General features: G+C 48.9%; 20 protein-coding genes, 4 tRNA genes and 1 pseudogene. 6 read left to right on the top strand and 19 right to left on the bottom strand.

The features are described from left to right. Nucleotides 1-19: 19 nt before the first annotated feature. Together CWI83_RS02195 and CWI83_RS02190 are read right to left on the bottom strand one after the other, a co-directional pair. Complete coding sequence (locus CWI83_RS02195; RefSeq protein ID WP_126825082.1) at nt 20-847, bottom strand: LytR/AlgR family response regulator transcription factor; 828 nt, start codon at nt 845-847, stop codon at nt 20-22. Further along, nucleotides 844-1926: a sensor histidine kinase gene (locus CWI83_RS02190; RefSeq protein WP_126826026.1), complete on the bottom strand. Its 1083-nt coding sequence runs from the start codon at nt 1924-1926 to the stop codon at nt 844-846. Before CWI83_RS02190 ends, CWI83_RS02195 begins: the two co-directional genes overlap by 4 nt. A 128-nt stretch (nt 1927-2054) precedes the next feature. Between CWI83_RS02190 and CWI83_RS02185 the strand changes: the two genes are divergently transcribed. Continuing rightward, a complete protein-coding gene (locus CWI83_RS02185) occupies nt 2055-3821 on the top strand; it encodes a M61 family metallopeptidase (RefSeq protein ID WP_126825079.1) in 1767 nt (588 codons plus the stop codon). Here CWI83_RS02185 and CWI83_RS02180 read toward each other — a convergent pair. From CWI83_RS02180 to CWI83_RS02170, 3 genes are read right to left on the bottom strand one after another with little or no spacing between them, the layout of a single operon-like run. Further along, entirely contained in the window at nt 3818-4666 is an 849-nt protein-coding gene (locus CWI83_RS02180; RefSeq protein WP_126825077.1) for a M23 family metallopeptidase, read from the bottom strand. The two genes, CWI83_RS02185 and CWI83_RS02180, sit on opposite strands and share 4 nt — an antisense overlap. After that, nucleotides 4659-5540: a 6-carboxytetrahydropterin synthase gene (locus CWI83_RS02175; protein WP_126825074.1), complete on the bottom strand. Its 882-nt coding sequence runs from the start codon at nt 5538-5540 to the stop codon at nt 4659-4661. Before CWI83_RS02175 ends, CWI83_RS02180 begins: the two co-directional genes overlap by 8 nt. Nucleotides 5541-5598: 58 nt before the next feature. After that, a complete protein-coding gene (locus tag CWI83_RS02170; protein ID WP_126825071.1) occupies nt 5599-6234 on the bottom strand; it encodes a LysE family translocator in 636 nt (211 codons plus the stop codon). A gap of 58 nt (nt 6235-6292) precedes the next feature. Here CWI83_RS02170 and CWI83_RS02165 point away from each other — a divergent pair, with 58 nt between their 5' ends. After that, entirely contained in the window at nt 6293-7186 is an 894-nt protein-coding gene (locus tag CWI83_RS02165; RefSeq protein ID WP_198677227.1) for a LysR family transcriptional regulator, read from the top strand. Here the strand turns inward: CWI83_RS02165 and CWI83_RS02160 are convergent. The 9 genes and pseudogenes from CWI83_RS02160 to CWI83_RS02120 form a co-directional block, all read right to left on the bottom strand. Next, nucleotides 7183-8670, bottom strand: a pseudogene (locus CWI83_RS02160) (FMN-binding glutamate synthase family protein). The gene CWI83_RS02165 and the pseudogene CWI83_RS02160 overlap by 4 nt on opposite strands. A gap of 132 nt (nt 8671-8802) precedes the next feature. Then, nucleotides 8803-8889, bottom strand: a tRNA-Leu gene (locus tag CWI83_RS02155). Between the two features lie 28 nt (nt 8890-8917). Next, nucleotides 8918-8991, bottom strand: a tRNA-Cys gene (locus CWI83_RS02150). A gap of 8 nt (nt 8992-8999) precedes the next feature. Then, a tRNA-Gly gene (locus CWI83_RS02145) sits at nt 9000-9075 on the bottom strand. 79 nt (nt 9076-9154) lie between these two features. After that, complete coding sequence (pgsA, locus tag CWI83_RS02140; protein WP_126825065.1) at nt 9155-9703, bottom strand: CDP-diacylglycerol--glycerol-3-phosphate 3-phosphatidyltransferase; 549 nt, start codon at nt 9701-9703, stop codon at nt 9155-9157. Nucleotides 9704-9717: 14 nt separating this feature from the next. Continuing rightward, nucleotides 9718-11571, bottom strand: coding sequence for an excinuclease ABC subunit UvrC (uvrC, locus tag CWI83_RS02135; protein WP_126825062.1), 1854 nt, complete (start codon nt 11569-11571; stop codon nt 9718-9720). Between the two features lie 6 nt (nt 11572-11577). Then, nucleotides 11578-12231: a LuxR C-terminal-related transcriptional regulator gene (locus tag CWI83_RS02130; RefSeq protein ID WP_126825060.1), complete on the bottom strand. Its 654-nt coding sequence runs from the start codon at nt 12229-12231 to the stop codon at nt 11578-11580. A 178-nt stretch (nt 12232-12409) separates the two neighbouring features. After that, entirely contained in the window at nt 12410-13216 is an 807-nt protein-coding gene (locus CWI83_RS02125) for a thioesterase family protein (RefSeq protein WP_241969851.1), read from the bottom strand. Nucleotides 13217-13344: 128 nt separating this feature from the next. Further along, nucleotides 13345-13436, bottom strand: a tRNA-Ser gene (locus CWI83_RS02120). Nucleotides 13437-13631: 195 nt separating this feature from the next. Between CWI83_RS02120 and CWI83_RS02115 the strand changes: the two genes are divergently transcribed. Genes CWI83_RS02115 through CWI83_RS02100 form a run of 4 tightly spaced genes read left to right on the top strand, consistent with a single transcriptional unit; the run spans nt 13632 to nt 15350 of the window. Further along, entirely contained in the window at nt 13632-14309 is a 678-nt protein-coding gene (locus CWI83_RS02115) for a Bax inhibitor-1/YccA family protein (protein ID WP_126825057.1), read from the top strand. A gap of 18 nt (nt 14310-14327) precedes the next feature. Further along, nucleotides 14328-14657 (top strand): DsrE family protein, encoded by a 330-nt coding sequence (locus tag CWI83_RS02110; RefSeq protein ID WP_126825055.1) that lies wholly within the window; start codon nt 14328-14330, stop codon nt 14655-14657. After that, complete coding sequence (locus CWI83_RS02105; protein ID WP_126825053.1) at nt 14657-15028, top strand: hypothetical protein; 372 nt, start codon at nt 14657-14659, stop codon at nt 15026-15028. Before CWI83_RS02110 ends, CWI83_RS02105 begins: the two co-directional genes overlap by 1 nt. Then, nucleotides 15021-15350, top strand: coding sequence for a TusE/DsrC/DsvC family sulfur relay protein (locus CWI83_RS02100; RefSeq protein ID WP_126825050.1), 330 nt, complete (start codon nt 15021-15023; stop codon nt 15348-15350). The genes CWI83_RS02105 and CWI83_RS02100 overlap by 8 nt, the downstream gene beginning before the upstream one ends. A 7-nt stretch (nt 15351-15357) precedes the next feature. On the opposite strand, the gene serS is transcribed toward CWI83_RS02100, so the two are convergent. From serS to CWI83_RS02075, 5 genes are read right to left on the bottom strand one after another with little or no spacing between them, the layout of a single operon-like run. After that, a complete protein-coding gene (gene serS / locus CWI83_RS02095) occupies nt 15358-16650 on the bottom strand; it encodes a serine--tRNA ligase (RefSeq protein ID WP_126825048.1) in 1293 nt (430 codons plus the stop codon). A gap of 18 nt (nt 16651-16668) precedes the next feature. Continuing rightward, the gene (gene crcB / locus CWI83_RS02090; protein WP_126825045.1) at nt 16669-17043 is read right to left on the bottom strand and encodes a fluoride efflux transporter CrcB; all 375 of its coding nucleotides are present in this window, start codon (nt 17041-17043) and stop codon (nt 16669-16671) included. Beyond that, on the bottom strand, nt 17036-18391 hold the full coding sequence (locus CWI83_RS02085) for a replication-associated recombination protein A (RefSeq protein WP_275540759.1): 1356 nt from the start codon (nt 18389-18391) through the stop codon (nt 17036-17038). Before CWI83_RS02085 ends, crcB begins: the two co-directional genes overlap by 8 nt. Beyond that, nucleotides 18360-19004 (bottom strand): outer membrane lipoprotein periplasmic chaperone LolA, encoded by a 645-nt coding sequence (gene lolA / locus CWI83_RS02080; RefSeq protein ID WP_126825042.1) that lies wholly within the window; start codon nt 19002-19004, stop codon nt 18360-18362. Before lolA ends, CWI83_RS02085 begins: the two co-directional genes overlap by 32 nt. Nucleotides 19005-19010: 6 nt before the next feature. Continuing rightward, nucleotides 19011-21422: a DNA translocase FtsK gene (locus CWI83_RS02075; RefSeq protein WP_126825039.1), complete on the bottom strand. Its 2412-nt coding sequence runs from the start codon at nt 21420-21422 to the stop codon at nt 19011-19013. Between the last annotated feature and the right edge of the window lie 75 nt (nt 21423-21497).

Genomic DNA, 21497 nt, shown 5'->3' with positions numbered 1-21497 from the left:
CTCCATTTTCATGACCTTGTCATGAGTTAAGAATTAGTTTTTTGATGCGATCTTTGTAACTGCGACTGACTTTGAGCTCTTTACCATTTCGCAGTTGCAAATGGTATTCCCCATTTTGCCGACTACAAAGCTTCTCGACCTGCTCCATATTGACGATTGCAGAGCGGTGAATGCGTTGAAAACGCTGTGGGTTAAGCTCTTCTTCAAGCTCTTTCATCGTTTTACGCAAAATGTGTGTTTCGTTGCCAGCATGAATACACATGTAATCGCCTGCGGCATCAATCCACTCTATCGAATTAATCGCAACACGAGTGATTTCACCGCTTTCTTTAATTGCAATATGCTCTGGATAACGGGCCGAACCAACTTCTTTGCCGGCGGCCAAGCTTTGCAAAATCTCTTCGCAGTCTTCGCCGATCGCATCAGCGAGTAATTCTAAGATACGTTGATGTTGCTGTTCTTGTTCACGCCGTTCTAAAGATTTTGCAATTCGGGTAATGCTTTGTCCTAGGCGTTCGCTATCGACAGGCTTGAGTAAGTAATCGATGGCACGGACTTCAAAGGCGCGAATGGCGTAATGGTCATAGGCCGTAACAAAGACGACCAGTGGTAATTTTAACCCCTCTTTTTGCACTGCGCGGAGTAACTCGAAGCCATTCATTCCGGGCATTTGAATATCGAGAAATACCAAGTCGGGTTGCAAGGTTCGAATCTTCTCCAATGCTTCACGCGCACTGGCACATTCATCGAGCAGCTCAATTTGCTCAAACTCTTGTAAGCGAACTACTAATCCACGCCGCGCAAGTGACTCATCGTCAACTACCAGCGCTTGGATTTTCTTAGTCATGATATCTCAGCCTGTTCAAACGGAATGCGAATTGCGACCTTCAACCCCTGCGGTTGCGCATCCGTTAATGTAAAGGAGTAATTCTTTCCATACAAGGCTTGTAACCGATCTCGAGTATTACTCAGACCCACACCTCCTGATGCGAGCAACTCTGCCGTTGATTTTTTCGTGCCGGGGCCGTTATCGGAAACGCTAATTAATAAGTCATCGGCAAAGCGCTCAGCTTGAATGTGGATACGCCCCCCCTGTTCGAGCTTAGCGATGGCATATTTAATCGAGTTCTCAATAAGCGGTTGTAAAAACAAGCTAGGAACCAGTGCTTTTTGTGCCTCAGCGCTGATTTCGATATCGACTTGCAAGCGTTCATCGAAGCGGACTTTTTCAATATCGAGATACAGTAATAACGCATCAATCTCTTCTTGCAGAGGAATCTTCTTGATCGGTTCATTGTCGAGCGAAAAGCGCAAAAACTTACTCAGCTTTTGCATCATTTGATTGGCCAAATCATTTTCCTTAATCAAGATCAAGGTCGAAATGGCATTCAAAGTATTGAACAAAAAGTGCGGATTGAGCTGATATCGCAGCATTTTCAATTGCGCCTGATGCGCCATAGAATTCGCCATCAAAGCCTTCTGCTTTTCATCCTGCAACATTTGATAGTATTTGATTCCAAAATACAGGCCGCTCCAGCTCAACATAATGTAGAACTTGGCGATACTATTCTTAAAGTAGAACCAATTGGTTTCTGGGCGAAAGCCAAATTTGTAGATTTCCCAGTAGGTCGCGTTATCTATCACCGCCCACAGCGCTGCACTCACGTAACTTGCGGCGAGCACGATCACGATAAGATACCAAGGTTTGACATCCCAAATACGCCGATAGAAATAGCGCAGTGGGACCGTCAGTAAAAAGCCGGCATAAGCACCAAGGATTAAGACTAAGGCGTAGATATCGCGCATTTCGTGCATTAACGAGCCAATGTAGTGCACCAAGGCATAGCCACTCCAACCGGCTACTTGTAATAGCCAGAAGAAACGATTGCGATCTTCTAAAATTGCTTTCCAGCGGGTAACGACCATAGTGCTCACGACATATTCAACTCTACTAAGGAGTTCAGTATACTCATTTCATGGTTTAAATAGAGACCATTTATCGCACTATGATAACCACATAGCGAGTCTCAATCGAAAACATTGTAGGAAATTTTATGTTGCAGTATCAGATCAAGCTCGAACACTATCGTGCCCATCTTTTCTCGGTGCGAATGGTTATCCCAGCGCAATCTGCGCCGGTGCGACGGTTAAGCCTGCCTGCTTGGATTCCAGGCAGTTACATGATCCGTGATTTTGCCCGCAATCTCAGCAAGGTTCGCGGTTTTGTCGAACATGCTGAAATCGATATCACACCTTTAGATAAACAAACGTGGCAGGTCGCACCTTATCAAGGTGAATTAACCATTGAATATCAAGTCTATGCTTTCGATTTGTCCGTACGTAGCGCCTATCTTGATGGCTTATTTGGCTTTTTCAATCCATCAAGCCTTTGTTTACAGGTCGATGCAGATGATTTGAGCCCTTGTGAAATTAGCCTCGAACTGCCCAGCGAACTGGCCCACTGGCAAATTGCTACGGGCATGCCACAGACCAGTGGCGCGCCATGGCAAGGGCAAACCTTTGTTGCCCAAAGCTACACTGAGCTGCTCGAATATCCGTTTATAATGGGCGAGTTAAGCATTGTCGAGTTTACCGTTAAAGACATCCCCCATGCGCTGGTGTTCGTTGGCCAACATGATGCCGACCTCGACCGAATTGGCCGTGATGTAAGCGAAATATGCCGCGCTCAAATCGACATGTTTGATGGCACAGTGCCATTTCAGCGTTATCTCTTTTTGACCATGGTCGTAGGCGATGGCTTTGGCGGATTAGAGCATATTAATTCGACCGCCCTGCTTTGCAGTCGGCGCGACCTGATCTGGAATGAGGCCGCTGCAGTCGATAAAAACTATCAGCGTTTTCTGAGCTTATGTAGCCATGAGTATTTTCATAGCTGGAACGTCAAAGCTGTGCGTCCAGCGGAATTAACCCCTTATCAACTCGCCAGTGAGCAGTATACGAAGCAACTCTGGTTTTATGAGGGGATGACGTCATACTTCGATGATTATTTTGTCCATCATGCCGGTTTAATCGATGCTCAGCAGTATTTAAACACCCTCACTGACACCATCACTCGGGTCGAGCGGAGTCAAGGCGTTCATCAACAGAGCGTTGTCGAATCAAGTTTCTATGCTTGGACCAAGTTTTACCAGCAGGACGCAAATGCCGCCAACGCGATTGTCAGCTACTACACCAAAGGCGCACTGCTGGCACTGTGGCTCGACTTACGCTTGCGCGCGACCACTCAGACAAGTCTGCCTGAGCTGTTCGGTCAATTTTGGCAGCAGCATTATCATAGCCAGGTCATGACCAGCGAAGACAGCTTTGTTCATTATCTCGAACAACGCGCAGGGCATCAGCTTGCTACAGAATTTAGTCGTTTGGTGCACGGGGTCGGTTGGGTTCCTTTGACTGAAGCTCTTGCTGCATGTGGTGTCGAGCTGCACATGGTGACCAGTAGTGATGATAGCGATAGCGCAGTAGGCACCGCTGCCACGACGCAACCGGTGCGCTTAGGAGCAAAATATCAAGCAAACCCTGGGGATATTCAATTAACTGTGGTCTATCGTGGTGAAGCTGCTGAGCAAGCAGGTTTATGCCCGGGCGATCGCATTATCGCAATTGATAATCTGGCGAGTACGCGAACCAGCTTAAACGATATTCTGATACGCAAGCGCCCAGGCCAAATTTCGCGCCTACATGTTTTTCGGCGGGATGAGCTACTCGAACTCGAACTCAAATGGGCGCCAGCCAATCCAACCTTACGCAAAGCCCGTGTGGTTGACTCGGCTCGCGCAGCACGGTGGCTGCGACTAAGCTAGCTCTGTGGGATTTTGATATCTGCGAAATACTCTAATACGAGCGCTGGATCAAGGCGCTCGTTCAACCAATTAATACGCCAATCTAAGTGTGGGCCAGTAACCCGTCCAGTTGCTCCAATTTCCGCAATCTTATCACCCTGGAGTATCTCGTCACCCACCTTAACATCAAGCTTCGAGAGATGAATGTAGGTGCTGGTGATGCCTTGACCATGGTCGATAATTAAGGTGCCACCGGAGTAAAATAGATCCGCGTCAGCGAACACCACTTTGCCACTCCACGGCGCGTAAACGGGTGTCCCTGTTGGAGCGGCAATATCCAAGCCGTAGTGTGGATTGCGTGGAGTCCCATTAAACACGCGTTGACTACCGTAAACGCCGCTAATGCGCCCTTTTGCTGGCATTATCGGCGCCGCTAAAAAGTCTGTCCGAGTACTGATAGTTTGCCGAGCCAACCACACTCGCTCCGCTTCTTTGCGCGCCCGAGCCTGCTGCTCCGGATTTGGTGTGACCGTGCGCTGCGGCACGCCATCGACATAGTCTATTTGATAGTCGCGAGCTTCCACGTGAATCGTTTGCAGCTGTTGTTGACCATTTTTGTAGATGACTTTCAGCTGTTGCGGGCCCGATGTGTCGCGACCAAAACCAAACACTGCAATACCGGCTTGATTTATGTCGATTTCTTGCTCATTTAAATAAACCCGCTCGGCGTTGTTAACACGGGCCAGCATTAAGCCCCCGCTTTGCGCCGCTCCTTCCAATTCAATACTGTTTTCGGCATGACTTGGAAAGACTGAGACCAAACTTAAACTCACCGCAAGCACCAGGTTCAGTGCAATTTTACGCATAACTGATCGCTCCTTTGCCTACCCCCTCAAACGCCCGTACGCATATAGTTGCTTGAGGGTTCTGCTGTTTTAGGGCTTGCGCGATATGTTCAGCAATACATTCAACTGTCGAATCAGCATCAATTAGATCGTTTTCCAACTGCGGTAAAATCAATTCAAACCGCCCTTGATCCGCATCATAGCCATAACCGATATGAGTCCTATCAGATACCTGCTGAGCGGCTTCTGAGCGCTCTAAAGCGTCTAGCTGGCAACGATCCTCACTTGAGCCGATATAGATATCTCGCCAACGTTCAGCCCATTTTTGTTCGAGTGCTGTATCACGCTGACCATTTACCTCGATATGAATACGTGAGCGATGCCCATGCGCAATGCGCTGACAATTGCCGTCGTGCTTCTTCAGGCCATGGGTATAATGGTAGAACGCACCGTCGATCTGCTCTTCACGTAGCGCCAACTCAATTTGTTCGACATTTTCAGGTAATTGCTGCCGAATTACAGCGCGCAGATAGGCCATGACCGATGCTTTATCGACCTGTTCGGCATCGATAAAGGCAAACGCATCTGCTGGGCAATACAAATGAATCGATGCCTGTTCTGGCCGCATAAAATCGACCCAATATTGTTCACTTTCGGCGTGCTTTTGTACGCGAGTGTAAGGGTGCTCTGCGGGCACGGCTAATTTGTGGTCAACGCTCTCGTCGATAATTTTTTTGATTTGCTTTTTAACCCGACCGAAATCAAGCACCATAGACTGCTCGTTCAAACGGCCATCGAGGACGATATCAACAATCCAGCTCTCACCGACAATGCCGCGCTCAGGGCATAGGTATGAAAAATCAATTACGGTGAGATCATTGACGAATAACAGCATTTTGACGGTGTTTCCTTTAGTAAAATCGCCTTGTACTTGCTCAGCGCAGTATACTACGTCAGCTGACCAGTTCCCACCAAAGGCGTGCCAGATGGATCGCAAAAACAATCAAAATGACGCCCATCACCCGATCAATCCAGTGACTCATATGCCAAAACCGTGCATAAAACCGTGGCCACGTCACAAAGGTCGCAAGTAAAACGAACCAAGTTCCGGTTGCAACGGCAAGGTAGACGCCATACCCGGCCTTCAATGCAAAGGGTGTCTCAGGAGCAATCACACTCGAAAATAACATGAGGAAAAACAGCGTTGCTTTGACGTTCAAACCATTGGTCATAAAGCCAACCCAAAACGCTTTTGCGACAGGAATACTTGAATCTACACTGCCCTTGAGCTTCATTTCCGCGCGCGGCTTAGCCAGTAAACTCGGAATTCCGAGCCATAAAAAGTAGCCGATACCAAGCACCAACAGAGTCGCGTAAAGCCATTGATATTGGTGAATGAGCAAACTCACACCAACCAAGGAATAGGTTACGTGTAGCAAAATACCCGTGCCGATCCCCAGCGCAATCCAGCGCCCCGTTTCGCGACCATAGTTCAAACTGTAGCGCGTCACCACAGCAAAATCGGGGCCTGGGCTCATCACTGCGAATAAGTGAATAATGGCGATTTCAAAAAATTCTTGTAAATACATTGCTTTCTCTATGACTCGGGTTTACTTTTATGCAATCTAACTTGCTATAGAGGCAATGATGTCGGAACCCAAAATTTCCTTAAATGCGTTGCGTGTCTTTGCGTTTGCTGCGGCCAAAGGGTCATTTAAGGCCGCGGCGGACAGCTTAGGCGTGAGTCAGTCAGCGGTCACCCGTCAGATTCAAACCCTTGAGCAGCAGCTCGGCACTAAATTATTCCAACGCGATAATCGCGTGCATGCGCTCACCCCAGCTGGGCAAAGCCTTGCTCCAGAGCTATTACGCACCTTCCAAACACTCGAGCGCTCGCTTGAGCGCGTCAAACAAATCGGCGACCAAGAGCTAAAACTGCTCAGAGTTGACCTTCCCGACGATTTTTTACGGTTTTGGTTGGCGCCGCGGCTGAAAGACTTCTACAGCATCTATCCACATATCCGGCTGCAGTTTAGCACCCATTCAACTCAACTGGATAGCATCAATCGCGGCCAACTCATTGAGCGCTTGCGCCATCAAGATAGCGACTTGTTGATTCATCAAGGGGCGATTAAAGATCGTTTGCTGCACAGCAGTGAACTTTATCCTATTCGCTACCAAGCTGTGGCTGCGCAGCCACTAGCAGTATCTGAATTAGCTCAGCAAACCTGGCTAATCCACCCACTGGACGCCCGCTACCCTGTTTTAAAACGAGCACTTAGCCTGCGCGCTGGTGAATTGCGCACGATAACGCCTCCCTCAGCGCTCAGTGCACTCGATTTAGTTGCGGCTGAACAGGCACTCGCGCTGATTGATGAAAGGTTCTTACCTCATCTGCAACTACCTCAGCTGTGTTCAGTTGAGGATTTTGTTCTCGAGACAGGGGCAAGCATGCTTGTCAGTGCGCGTGTCAGCGAACGTCCAAGTGTCGGCTTGGTTGCCTTCGAACGCTGGCTGACGAATCGCCTTAACAAACTCTAATGTGGCGTCTTGGCTTGGTAATATTGCGCCAGATTCATGCTATCGCCATCGCTTAACACGATCCGTGCATGCTCGCGGCGTAGCTCACGTGGGTCACGCACCCCACATGAATGCGCAATTAAGTTAACCCCGTACTCAATAGCCTGATGATACTGTGCGACGCGCTGTGCCTTATCTTGGGGCACCAATCCGCGCTGGAGTTTCGGGTTATGCGTGGTGATCCCGGTTGGGCAGGTGTTCTTGTTACATTGCATGGCTTGAATACAACCTAAAGAAAATAAAAAGCCGCGCGCGGAAACAACAAAGTCAGCTCCGACCGCAAGCGCCCAAGCCACATCACCAGGGTTGACCATTTTCCCTGAAACAATCACTCGAATTCGCTCATCTAGGCCTGCCTTTCGTAACTTATCCACCAGTACGGGTAAGCTCTCAGCAATCCGTAAGCCGACGTAATCGAGTAAAGGTTGTGGTGCCGAACCGGTGCCACCATCGGCACTATCTAGCGTAATAAAATCCGGCGCAGATGTAGCGCCGCGCACTTGAATCGTAGCAATGAAGTCATCAAGCCAATCTGGGTCACCGAGGACAAACTTAATCCCTGTTGGCTTTTGCGTATGCTCACGAACCAGTTCAATAAAATCGAGTAACTCATTGGTATTACTAATTTCCGGATGGCGATTAGGGCTTATCGAGTCTTGTCCCACTTTGATCCCGCGAATTGCAGCGATCTCGCTATTGACCTTACCTCCCGGCAACATTCCACCTTTTCCTGGTTTTGCGCCTTGACTGAGTTTAATCTCAAACATCTTAACCTGCGGTTTAGCCGCGATTTCTTTCAGTTTGTTCGGGTCAAGCTCCCCTTCTTCTGTGCGGACTCCGTACTTCGCGGTGCCTATTTGAAAGACAATATCGGCACCCCCGCTTAAGTGGTAGGGGCTTTAACCACCTTCACCAGTATTCATCCAGCAACCGGCTTGTTGCGCACCGCGTGATAATGCTTCAACTGCAACTTTTGAGAGGGCACCATAGCTCATTCCAGAAATATGAAAGAAGCTTGAGACCTGATAAGGGTTGTAGTCATCGAGTCCTATTTGAATTGGGCGTGGGTACGTTTTTTGTTCAGATTGGAATGGAAACGGGCTATTCGCGAACAAAATACTGCCAGTCTTGGTTAAATCGCGCGTTGAGCCAAATGCTAACGTCCGGTCAACACCTTTTGCGGCACGATAAATCCAACTCCGTTGCGCTCGATTAAACGGCATTTCCTCGCGGTCCATGGCAAAAAAATACTGGCGGAAGAATTCACCCAAGTGTTCGAAGAAATAACGAAAGCGACCGATAATCGGGAAATTTCGACGAATCGTGTGAGCAGTTTGATAGCGGTCACGAAAATACGCCCATACTAACCAAGCAAACAAGCCGATCAGCAACAATCCAGCGATTGCTGCGATACTTTGCATAATGATAGTTCCCTGCTCTAACATCGGTACGCCCTATAAAAATCAGTTTGTTAGAGCAAGTATGGTCTGGCTATGTCATTTTAGCAACGGGTATCTTTGCAATGTTGCCTCAGGTTAACTTAGCTGATTTAGGAAATGCATAGATGTAAAAAAAGATGGTGCCCGGGGCCGGACTTGAACCGGCACGCTGTTACCAGCGAGGGATTTTAAATCCCTTGTGTCTACCAATTTCACCACCCGGGCATTACTCGAAGTATTGCATGGGACTCGATGGAGGCGGGTCCCGGAGTCGAACCGAGATCCACGGATTTGCAATCCGCTGCATAGCCATTCTGCCAACCCGCCATCGAATTTGGAGCGGGAAACGAGATTCGAACTCGCGACCCCAACCTTGGCAAGGTTGTGCTCTACCAGCTGAGCTATTCCCGCATCCAGTGCCGTGGCATTCTACTGTCTATTTCCGACAGGTCAACGATTTTTTAGTGTTGAGCGGTTTGTTTGCTCAATTTTAATCCATTTTACTCAAATCTTGCCATGCTGCACGCAGATATTCCGCCATGGACCAGATCGTGAGTAAGAAAGCCAAATACAATAAAGCCACCGCTGCTTGAATAATGAAGTCGTTGGCTTCCCAAATTAAGCCGGTAATCGCGGTCATTTGAGTAATCGTTTTTAGCTTTCCAAGTGAACTCACTTTGACTTTTTCACGCCGCCCTATCTCTGCCATCCACTCTCGTAATGCAGAAATAACAAGCTCACGACTGATAATGGTGAGTGCGGGTAGACTAATCCACCATACTGCATAGTGCTCAACCACCACCACTAGCGATGCACCCACCATCACTTTATCTGCGACTGGATCGAGAAATGCACCAAACTTAGTATATTGGTTCAAACGGCGTGCAATATAACCGTCAAAAAAATCAGTAACTGCAGCCAGCGCAAACACTGCTGCGGCCGCAAAATGAGCATGAACCCAGTCTAGGTAGTACAACACCAAAAACACGGGGATCAGGAGGATCCGAAAGCTAGTCAGGATATTCGGTATATTCCACATGGAGCTAATTGGCCTTATTCATCTCGGAACGCGTGATAAATTGTTTCTGCTAACTCACGGCTGATTCCGGGTACCGCTGCAAGTTGTTCAATACTAGCCTGTTTTACCTCTTGTAATCCACCTAGATTTTGCAGAATTTTCTGCCGACGCTTGGTCCCAATCCCCGGAATATCCTCTAGTGATGAGGTTTTCTTCACCTTCGCTCGGCGTTGTCGATGACCGGTAATGGCAAATCGATGGGATTCATCCCGAATATGTTGAATTAAATGAAGCGCAGGTTCATCTCCTGCCAATGGAATGGTGGCATGGCTGCCTGCTAAAATCAGTGTTTCTAAACCAGGTTTGCGCGACTCACCTTTGGCAACCCCGATTAAAAGTGGTGCCTCACTGCCCCAATCGTTGAAATAAGTCTCAGCTTGCGCCAATTGACCTTTACCGCCGTCGATAAAGAGGACATCTGGCAATGCCGCCAGCCCTTCCTCTGACTCGCGCGCTTTAGCAAAGCGCCGCGCCAACACTTGCGCCATAGCAGCATAATCATCGCCCCCGGTGATGCCTTTTATATTAAAGCGTCGATACGCGCTTTTTTTGGGACCATCACGGTCAAACACTACGCACGAGGCGACAGTTTGTTGCCCCATAGTATGGCTGATATCAAAACATTCCATCCGTTGAATCGGTTTGCCAAGATCTAACACCTGTTCGAGTGCCTCAATACGAAGGCGCATGGTCGAGGCTTGATTTAATTTACTTTCAAGTGCATTGCGTGCGTTTTTCTGGGCCAGCGTCTGATATTGCTTGCGTTCACCACGAACGTTATGGGTCATCCGGACTTTTTGCGCTAAGGCCGTCTCTAACGTCGCCAACTCTTGTTCTGGGTCTAATAAAGCGGTGGCTAAAGTTTCCGGTAAAATAATCTCGCGCGGGAGCCGCCGCCCGACACTGTCGTTTAAATAGAACTGCAAAATAAAAGCTAAAAGAATTTCATGATCTTCGGTATGGCTCGGGAGTTTCGGAAAATAACTGCGACTTCCTTGTATCGCACCTTGTCGGATAAACAATAAATGCACCGCCGCAATACCACCGTGGCGAGCGAAGCCAATCACATCAAGTTCTTGTTGATTGCCGGTTATGGCGTTGCGCTCTTGTACTTTTCGTAGCGCACTGATTTGGTCGCGAAACCGCGCTGCACGCTCGAATTCCAGGCTTTGACTGGCTTGCTCCATGCGCTCAACTAGGGCGTCAATCACTTGCTGATTTTTACCTTGCAAGAAGCGTTTCGCTAGCGCGACCTGTTCGGCGTAGTCCTCATCACTACAGTAACCTTCGACACACGGTGCCAGACAGCGTTTTAACTGATACTGCAAACAAGGTCGACTGCGGGCGCGATAATAAGAATCTTCGCACTGGCGAATTGGAAACAATTTCTGCATCAAACGCAGACTTTCGCGCACCGCAACGCCATTTGGGAATGGCCCAAAATAGTCGCCCTTTTCCCGGCGCGTACCACGATGGAAGGCAAGCCGCGGATGTTGATGTCCTGACAGTAAAATATAGGGATACGATTTATCATCGCGCAGCAGCACGTTATACCGCGGGCGATATTTTTTAATAAAGTTATTCTCGAGAATCAGTGCTTCAGCTTCGGTGTTGGTGACCGTGACATCCATCTGCGCTATTTGCTGCACCAACACTTGAGTTTTTGGCACGTCGTGCTGCTTGCGAAAGTAACTACTGACCCGCTTCCGCAGGTCCTTGGCCTTACCCACATAAATAATCGTGCCCGACTCATCATACATACGGTAAACCCCGGGTTGATGAGTCAGGTCTTTTAAAAATGCTTTATGGTCAAAGCCCTTTGAGTTCATAACACCTTAGTCATATAGCACGGATTGCTCCAAGTGAATTAAGCCTGATTGTAACGCAAGATGGGTTAATTCGACATCGCCCTTCACATCCAATTTATTGAAAATTCGGTAGCGAAATGTATTCACCGTTTTCGCACTTATATTCAGATGCTCAGCGATTTTTACGACTTTTAAACCACGCCCGATCATCTGGGTGACTTGAATCTCGCGCGCACTGAGCGAAGCAAGAATTGAGCGCTGCTCCGCACGTTTCGGATTGCGCGCTAAGTATTCGGCGACATCCTGCGCAACAAATACTCGACCACGGTTGACGGCCTGACATGCTTCGATGAATTCATCGAGTGAGGCATGGTCAAGTAAATAACCGTCGACTCGTTTTAAGGTACATTGGAAATCCAGCACATCTTGAATCTGGCGACCCCACAGCAACAATTGTAAATCTGGAAAGCGCCGCTGCATGCGACGCCAATGCTCAATGGTGCCATCACCGCCCAATTGACTACATAAGATAACCGTAGCGTATGGATAAGTGGTGACTTCATCACGCAGTTGCTGAATCGTTGTCACACTCGCGACAACTCGTAGTTTATGATTAGTGAGTGAGGCGTACATCCCTGCTCGCACAAGATCACTCGAGATTGCAATTATAAAATCCGTCATTGGAATGCTTCCCTGTGAACTGTCTCTGAACCCATTTCAGAGTGCTCTATCTATTCCTTTTTACGACCGAATTTGCAACCCTAAGTTATTAATAAATTGACAAAATACGAAATATCTCAAGATAATTCTGGCGTTTGACATAGGTGTTTATTCAATCGCCATATCCTTCTCTAAAACATCATCCAAATACAGTCACCGTTTGCCGACTAATCGCGACTAATCTGCCATGTTTGTCCCAAATATGAGCATGAGTATGACCATATCCATCTGCCGCATAATCAATAAAGGCGTGATAAAGCCACCAATCGCTCGCCAAGCAATCCGTTGGCAATGGCTCCGGAAACTCTATCGTCCAGGTGAGTGAGCTGGCCGGACTTGGCTGTTGCAGTAACGGCAATAAAGCCGGTGGCCAAGCATCAACAAGACCCAGCAAGCTGCCGATAGAAATGGCTGCCGTTTCCGATTTAAACCGCATTTTCCCACCAAACTCACGTGAGTCGGTGCCGCTAAAGGGTAATCCACCGACACTAACTTGATAGTCAAAAAACTGGGTAAACTCTGGCATCAGCTTGCTTTGTGGAAAACGTTGCGCGGTTTGTTCGTCACTCTCTGCCGGCACTTTGGCGGCTGGGGTGTCGGTAATCCGCACTGCTGAGGGGCGATCTTTGCCGTAACTAAATAAAGCGGCTAATACTGTTTCCTGCTGTTGCACAATTTCTACCGCAATTTGCGTCACACTTTTGCCTTGGCGCAAGATGCGTCGCTGCAATTGCGCTGGGCCAGGTTGTACTGGACCGACAAATGAAATCGTCATCGAACGTAAATGCTGTTCATTGCTCACGCCATGTTCCGCAACCTGCCATGCAATTGCAGCGGTTAATCCACCAAATAAGGCACGCCCCTGCCCCCAGCCGTCGGGCATCATAAATTCTTGCTCAGCTGCAGGGGTAATTGAAGTGAGGATATCTGAGAACAACACAGTCATATTTCTTCCTTAAATTCAAACAGGTGTTTGATTATCCGCGTACAGGAAGATATTGCAAGGGATTACATAAGGGATTGAACCCGCTAAAACGAAAAAGCCCGCTCAAACTGAGCGGGCTCTTCGAATAGTGGCGGAGAGAGAGGGATTCGAACCCCCGGTGGGCGCAAACCCACGCCTGATTTCAAGTCAGGTGCATTCAACCGGACTCTGCCATCTCTCCGCAGTTAAGGCGTCCGCCTCAACTTGACGATGCGAATGATAAAGAGGACGACTAAGCTTGTAAAGTAAAAAATGAAACCAAATCGTTTGTTTGCTGTCATTTTAAGCAATTAGGCGGTTTTTCGTCTTGAAATGCTTGCCTAACAGACCTACTTATAGGATAGACTAGAGACGTTTCATTAACACGGAGATTACTATGCGCTCACCCGCAGATATTTCAGCTCAAGCAGCCAGTGAATCGGTCTTGCAAACAAACAAGGTGTTACGCAACACCTACATGCTACTTGGCCTAACGTTAGGCTTTAGTGCATTCACTGCGTTTTTATCGGCAGCCATGGGCTGGCCTCATCCAGGTCTTATTATCACTTTAGTTGGTTTCTATGGCTTGCTCTTTGCCGTTCATAAAACAGCAAATTCAAGCATGGGCCTTGTGAGCGTCTTCGCGCTAACTGGTTTTATGGGGTACACCCTCGGTCCAATCCTTGGCATGATCAGTGCTATTGGACCACAAGGCGTTGAAATCATTACGATGGCGCTTGGTGGCACCGCCCTTATTTTCTTTGCGTTATCAGCTTATGTACTAACGACCAAGAAAGATATGTCGTTCCTAGGCGGGATGATGATGGCTGGTTTTGTGGCACTGATTGTCTTGTTCATCGCTAACCTGTTCTTGAACATGCCAGCACTGGGAATGGCGCTGTCAGCGCTGTTTATACTGTTCTCAGCCGGTGCAATCTTGATGCAAACAAGCGCGATCATCCATGGTGGCGAGCGAAACTATATCCTCGCAACCGTCACCTTGTATGTCTCGATTTACAATATCTTCGTAAGTTTGCTCAACTTGCTGATGGCATTCGCGGGCGGTGACGAGTAACCCGCTATGGAGATTGTGATGCTGATCAACAGTGCACCCGATAGCAACTCGGGTGCAAGCAGCAAAGCTCTCGCTTACGCTGAATCAGCACTCGCCCAAAAGCACCATCTTCGGATGGTGTTTTTTTATGCAGATGGAGTTGCACACTTGGCCTACCCTGAGCATAAGAGTAGTCAAGCATGGCAAGCATTTGCGCAGCTTCATGGGCTCTCACTCGAAGTCTGTAGCACAGTCGTTGAACGAGACTTTCAACTCGCCGAAAGTGACGTTAAAGCGCCCTTTTTACTTAGCGGTCTAACCGAATTTGTCAGTGCCGCTTCTGCTGCCGATGAGTTAGTGGAGTTCTGATGACAATCGCAATTATTCAAACCGCTTCAGCGAGCCATCGCCAAGCCTGGTACGGCCAAGATATGCTATTAAGTTGGGTGAGCCTCGATCTTGAGCCACAGCTGGTGCTCTGCGTTGATGCAATTGACCATCTACGCGTTGGTTGTGACCAGCTTCGGCACGGTAAGTCACTGCAGAAACGCTACCAGTTACTTGAGTTATATGATGCGCCTACCCCATGGGTTGTGCATGATTTGGAACTTATTCCTGCTAGCGAATGGATCATTCCGGTTGAGCAAATAAGTAGCAATGCCCTTGTGCAACGGCTCGCGCAATTTAATAAGATTCTTCATTTTAACCCTGACGACAGCACGAGGCTGGCAGATGTTTGAATTCAATGGCCGCAGCTACGCGACCGATAAGCATGAATATTTAGCTGACGTTAATGAGTGGTCGCCCGAGTTAGCCGAGTATATTGCGGAGTTAGAAGGGATTGAGTTAACGCCTGAACATTGGGAAGTTGTTTGGTTTGTCCGTGAGTTCTATCAAACCTACGATACCAGCCCGGCCATGCGCGTCTTGACCAAAGCGATTGGACAAAAACTGGGAGCGGATAAAGCGCGCAGTATTTACCTATATCAGCTGTTTCCGAAAGGGCCAGCCAAACAAGCTACGCGTATAGCCGGTTTACCTAAACCGGCTAAATGCATTTAATGACAGCTTAACCGCCGAGCTTCTCGAGCCCACCAAGGTATGGTCGCAAGGCTACAGGAACCGTCACACTGCCATCTTCATTTTGATAGTTTTCAAGTACTGCGACCAAAGTACGGCCAACCGCCAAACCAGAACCGTTTAAGGTGTGCATCAATTCAGGCTTACCGCCTTTAACGCGGAATCGTGCTTGCATCCGTCGTGCTTGGAAATCTCCCATATTTGAACATGAGCTAATTTCCCGATATTTCTCTTGGCTTGGCAACCAGACCTCTAAATCATAGGTTTTTTGCGCACTAAAGCCCATATCACCAGTACACAAGAGCACTTTTCGATACGGCAGTTCGAGTGCTTGCAATACTGCTTCAGCGTGTCCGGTAAGCGTTTCCAAAACGTCCATCGACTGCTCTGGTTGCACGAGCCACACCAGTTCGACTTTATCGAACTGGTGCTGACGAATCAGACCCCGCGTATCACGACCGTGCGAGCCTGCTTCACTTCGAAAGCATGGTGTATGCGCGCAATATTGCAGCGGCAATTGTTCTGCATCGGCGATTTCATCACGCCACAGGTTGGTCACCGGGACTTCTGCGGTTGGAATCAGACTTAACGGGATTTGTTGCTCAGTGGCACCTTGCACATGAAACAGATCTTCACCGAACTTAGGTAACTGGCCGGTGCCGAATAAGGTTTCATGGTTCACAAGGTATGGTACGTAGGTTTCCAGGTAACCGTGCTGCTCGGTGTGCAGGTCCAACATAAATTGTGTCAGCGCGCGATGCAGCTTTGCAACCTGCCCCTTTAGCACCACAAACCGAGCACCAGCTAGCTTGGCGCCGCTATCGAAGTCCATGCCTTTGGCGAGCCCTTCACCAAGATCGACATGATCACGTGGTTCAAAATCGAACTGGCGTGGTTCACCCCAACGCAGAATTTCCTGATTGTCTTCCTCGTCCTTACCGAGCGGGACTTCTGCAGCTGGAAGGTTAGGAATACTTGAGATAATCGCGTGCAATTCAGTCTGGACTTCTTTGAGCTCTTGCTTTGCTTGCTCGAGTTGGTCACCAAGGTCGTTTACGGCCGCTAATAACGGCGCGATATCTTCGCCTTGCGCTTTTGCTTTCCCAATATTCTTCGAGCGGGAGTTGCGCTCAGCCTGCAGCGATTCAGTTTTAACTTGCAGCGCTTTACGACGCTCTTCAAGGCTCTCAAGCAGAGCAACATCCAGTTCAAACCCGCGGGTCTGCATCAATTGTGCCGCGAGAGACGATAAATCGGTACGGAAAAGCTTGGCATCTAACATGAAATATTCACTACCTGTTTATATATTTGCTTTAAGCCATAAGCCACTGACGGTGGCCAACAAACATCCAATAAAACTTAAGCTAGCGTAGCTCGCAGCTTTAATAAATTCACCTTGTTGCGCCAACAGAACAAATTCGAGAGAAAACGTCGAAAAGGTGGTGAAAGCGCCAATCAAGCCGACTCCTAAGAACAACCAGTGTTGCTGTTGCTGGCCGGTCGCGGTCAATAAGTGCGCGTATAAGAACGCCAAGGCGAAACACCCTACTATGTTAACGATTAAGGTGGCGAAAGGAAATCCCATCACTGCATCGGTGGCAAAAAACTTCCCGACTAAATAGCGACCAACAGCGCCAAGTGCGCCGCCCAAAGCGACCCATATTAAGTTACTCATCATCACCTCGCTGCCAACCACTGCTGCGATCAAGCTCTGCTAACCAACTTAATTTTTCTTGATAGCGTTTCTCGTAACCGCGTTCAGAAGGCTGATATAACCCCGTTTCAGCGGGTTTAATCTGACTTGGCAGATAACGCTCGCCGGCAACATAATGATTGGGATAATCGTGGGCATAACGATAATCAGCGCCGTAGCCTTGCTCTTTATGCACCGCTGTCGGTGCATTTCGCAAATGATGAGGAACCTCAGCATCAGGGTAGTCAGCGGCTAACTTTTTAGCGCTCTTAAAGGCCTGGTACAAAGCATTGCTTTTCGGGGCTAAGGCACAATAGACCACGGCTTCGGCTATAGCTCGCTCGCCCTCAGCAGGACCGAGTCGATGAAAATAATCCCACGCATTCAAACAGACTTGTAATGCTTGCGGGTCAGCTAGGCCAATATCCTCCGAAGCAATCGCCAATAGTCTGCGCGCGATCACCAAGGGGTCACCACCTGCCTGTAACACCCGTGCATACCAATACAGCCCTCCATCGACGCTCGAGCCGCGAATCGATTTATGAAATGCCGAGAGAATGTCGTAAAAGACGTCTCCACCCTTATCAAACGCCAACTGGCGCTCGCTCACGACCGCCTGCAAATCCGCCGCACTGACCTGAGTATCATTGCGCCCTTCACTGACGATTTCGAGTAAACTGAGTGCTCGCCGCGCATCCCCACCGGCATATTTTACCAATAGTTCTTTCGCCTCGGCGCTAAAATCAAGATTAAGCCGCCCCAGACCATTCTCAGAGTCAGTCAAAGCGCGCTCGAGCAAACGCAAAATATCCGTATCAGCAAGAGATTCCAATCGATACGCACGGGCCCGTGATAACAGTGCCCGATTCACTTCAAAGGCTGGGTTTTCCGTGGTCGCACCAATAAAAATGATGGTGCCATCTTCGATGTGGGGCAAAAAGGCATCTTGCTGTGATTTATTAAAACGGTGTACCTCGTCAATAAATAACACCGTTTGTCGCCCTTTTTCGCGTAATTGTTGGGCTTCTTGAATAGCTTGGCGAATCTCTTTAACGCCACTTGTCACCGCACTTAAGGTGACAAATTGAGCGTTCACACCGGCACACAGTAGTCGCGCTAGCGTGGTTTTACCGGTGCCTGGCGGCCCCCACAGTATCATTGAATGCAGTTGTTGTTGGGTTACCGCCTGGTACAGCGGACGCCCAGCGCCGAGAAGGTGCTGTTGCCCGCAGTACTCACTTAATTGCTGCGGGCGCATCCGGTCGGCTAACGGCCGATACTGAGGCTCTGCAAATAAATCAGCGTGCGTCACGGTCACCGCGCTGGTCATCGATAAAGGTTCCTGCAGGTGGCGTGAATTGGAAAAAACCATCAGCATGGGTGATATTGGAGTCAATATCAGTCAGCGAAATGGTACTTACCTGACCCTGGCCATCGTCCACGACCACAGCGCTCAGCTGTTGTTGCGAATTAAACTGCACGGCAATTCGCTGACCGACAGCGGCGTCCTGCCCGATAATCCAATAGCGTCCCTCATCCTGTTCCACGCTGTAGTTTTGCCATTGTGGCGAGGTCGGATCAAATAACAGTAAAAATGGACTTTGTTGCAGTGACTCTTGTTGCGAGTAGATACTGACCTGTTCGACAAATGGGTTGTAATACCAAATCGTCTCACCATCAGCGACTAACACAGATTCATCCGGTGCAAGCGTTTCCCAGTAGAGCTTGGCTGGGCGGGCAGCGTGTAACGAGCCTTCTAACTGCTGCACTTGCTCACCATTGCGATCGACTACAACTTGCTGAAATTGCGCAGATAACTGTTTATAAGGAGCCAATAGCTCGAGTAGTTGCGCTTTTGCGTTTTCTTCAGCATGCGCATCGCTCCAGCTTATGCTCACATAGCTCAAGCAGACAATTACAATGAGCATTCGCGCTAACGACATTTTGAATTACTCCCTTGGTGGTTTCGGCGCCAAAACTTCGCGTTGGCCATTGTGGCCCGCTTGACTAACGACCCCACTCATCTCCATTTGTTCCACAATCCGCGCCGCGCGATTGTAACCAATTCTGAATTTACGCTGGACGCTCGATACCGATACCCGCCGTGTTTCAGTCACAAACTGCACCGCTTCATCGTACAAAGGATCAGATTCTTCATCACCTTCCATTTGCTCACCTGGCAACAGCGATTCTTCAGTCATGTCACCTTTAAGGATTTCATCAAGGTAATTAGGTTTGCCACGGCGTTTCCAATCTGCGACCACTTTATGAACTTCGTGGTCATCGACAAAGGCGCCGTGTACCCGCGTCGGTACTCCGCTACCGGGCGGCAGATACAACATATCCCCTTGACCAAGTAACTGATCCGCGCCGGGTTGATCCAGAATCGTCCGCGAGTCGATTTTTGATTGCACCTGAAACGCAATGCGCGTCGGAATGTTGGCTTTAATCAAACCGGTAATCACATCCACGGATGGCCGCTGTGTTGCCAAGACTAGATGAATTCCGGCAGCCCGAGCTTTTTGCGCAATCCGTGCAATAAGTTCTTCAACTTTCTTGCCGACAATCATCATCATGTCAGCAAATTCATCAATCACCACCACGATACTCGGCAGTTTTTCCAGTACCGGCGGCATTTCATCCATCGAGTCACCTGGCGTCCAGATCGGATCGCGCAGCGGCTCACCACTCTCTTCGGCTTCTTTAATTTTCGCGTTATAGCCTTTTAGGTTGCGCACCCCAAGTGCAGACATCAACTTGTAACGACGTTCCATTTCACCAACACACCAACGCAGCGCATTGGCGGCATCTTTCATATCCGTGACCACTTCAGTCAACAAATGAGGGATACCTTCATAGACCGATAACTCGAGCATTTTGGGGTCAATCATAATCAAGCGAACATCTTCTGGCGTGCTCTTATAAAGCAAGCTTAAGATCATCACGTTGACCCCGACAGATTTACCCGAACCCGTCGTCCCTGCCACCAATAAGTGCGGCATTTTAGCCAAATCAACCACCACAGGTTGGCCTGAAATCCCTTTACCCAACACCATAGTGAGCGCCGATTGGCTTTGCTGGAAGGCATCACAGCTGATCACTTCGCTGAAATAGACGGTTTCTCGGTTTTTATTCGGCAGTTCAAGGCCGACATAAGATTTACCGGGAATGACCTCAACCACCCGCACCGAAATCGCCGACAGCGAACGCGCGATATCTTTATCCAAATTTGAAATTTTGGAGACCTTCACACCCGGCGCAAGGTCAAGCTCAAAGCGAGTTACCACCGGCCCAGGCTGGACATTGGCAACCTTAACTTGCACACCGAAGTCAAGCAAAACCGCTTCTACCGTATCACTGATTTGCTGGAGCTCTTCGGCACTTAATGGGTTCTCTTTACGATTAGGTCGGTCGAGCAAGCTCAGTGATGGGAATGGCTCAAGCGGCGTATCTTCATCGCCTTCGCTAAGTTGCGGACTACTCGGACGATAACGCGCCAGTTTAGCATCTGCATCAAGGGGAGCTTTGGCTTTTGGAGCAGGCGGCGAGCTTGGTTTGGCTGCTGAAGCCGGCTCATCATCGACTGCATCTAACGCGCCTAAATCACCGAGCTCTGGCTCACGCTCGTCAGCGAACAATGATTCAGTGCTGCTTGCTGATTCAGGTTCGACTTGCTTTAGCTTACGTTTGAACAATTTACGCTGCGGTTTTTCACTGTCAGCTTGCGGAGCAACTTGAGGCTGCCCTTCCGGCTCATGTTTGTCGGCCTGCCACCATGCAATAAAGCGTTTCACTTGGCGCACTTTCCAAAGGGTCAAGGCGATCGTCACAGCCCCCAAACTATCCGCTACTTGCACCCAAGAAATCCCCGTCACCAAAGTTAAGCCGGTGCAGAGAAAAGTGAGCAGCAATAGCGTTGTACCGATCAGGTTGAAATACGGCAACAGTGATAAGCTAATCACATCACCGACGACGCCACCGGCTGAGAAAGAGTATATCGGCGCAAAATTAAGCGATGCCAATGCCGAGGCGCCAACAAGAGTTAACACCAGACCAATCAGGCGCAGTCCAACAGCGAGGTAATCAAGCTCAAGCAATTTGTGCGGTTGCCGGAATAACATATAGCCAAGCCCAGCAAGACCGAATGGAATCAGGTAAGCGACAAAACCAAAAGCGAACAGTAGCGCATCTGCAAACCACGCACCAATTGCGCCTGCAGCATTTTCGATGGTGCCCTCATAGCCAGTTTGTGACCAACTTGGATCAGCAGGACTGAAACTAGCGAGTGCTAGAAACAAAAATACGGCAAACGCCCCGCATAAAATGAGGCCGACCTCTAACACGCGTTGCACACCGCTCATCTCATCTCCGTTCGCTTTTATCGTTATTATGATGGCTCATTGTAGCCTTAAAACAGGTGATTATCAGCACTTTAT

Source organism: Pseudidiomarina taiwanensis (genome assembly GCF_003987435.1).
Classification (GTDB): domain Bacteria; phylum Pseudomonadota; class Gammaproteobacteria; order Enterobacterales; family Alteromonadaceae; genus Pseudidiomarina; species Pseudidiomarina taiwanensis.
This window is presented reverse-complemented; position numbering and strand designations above follow the sequence as displayed.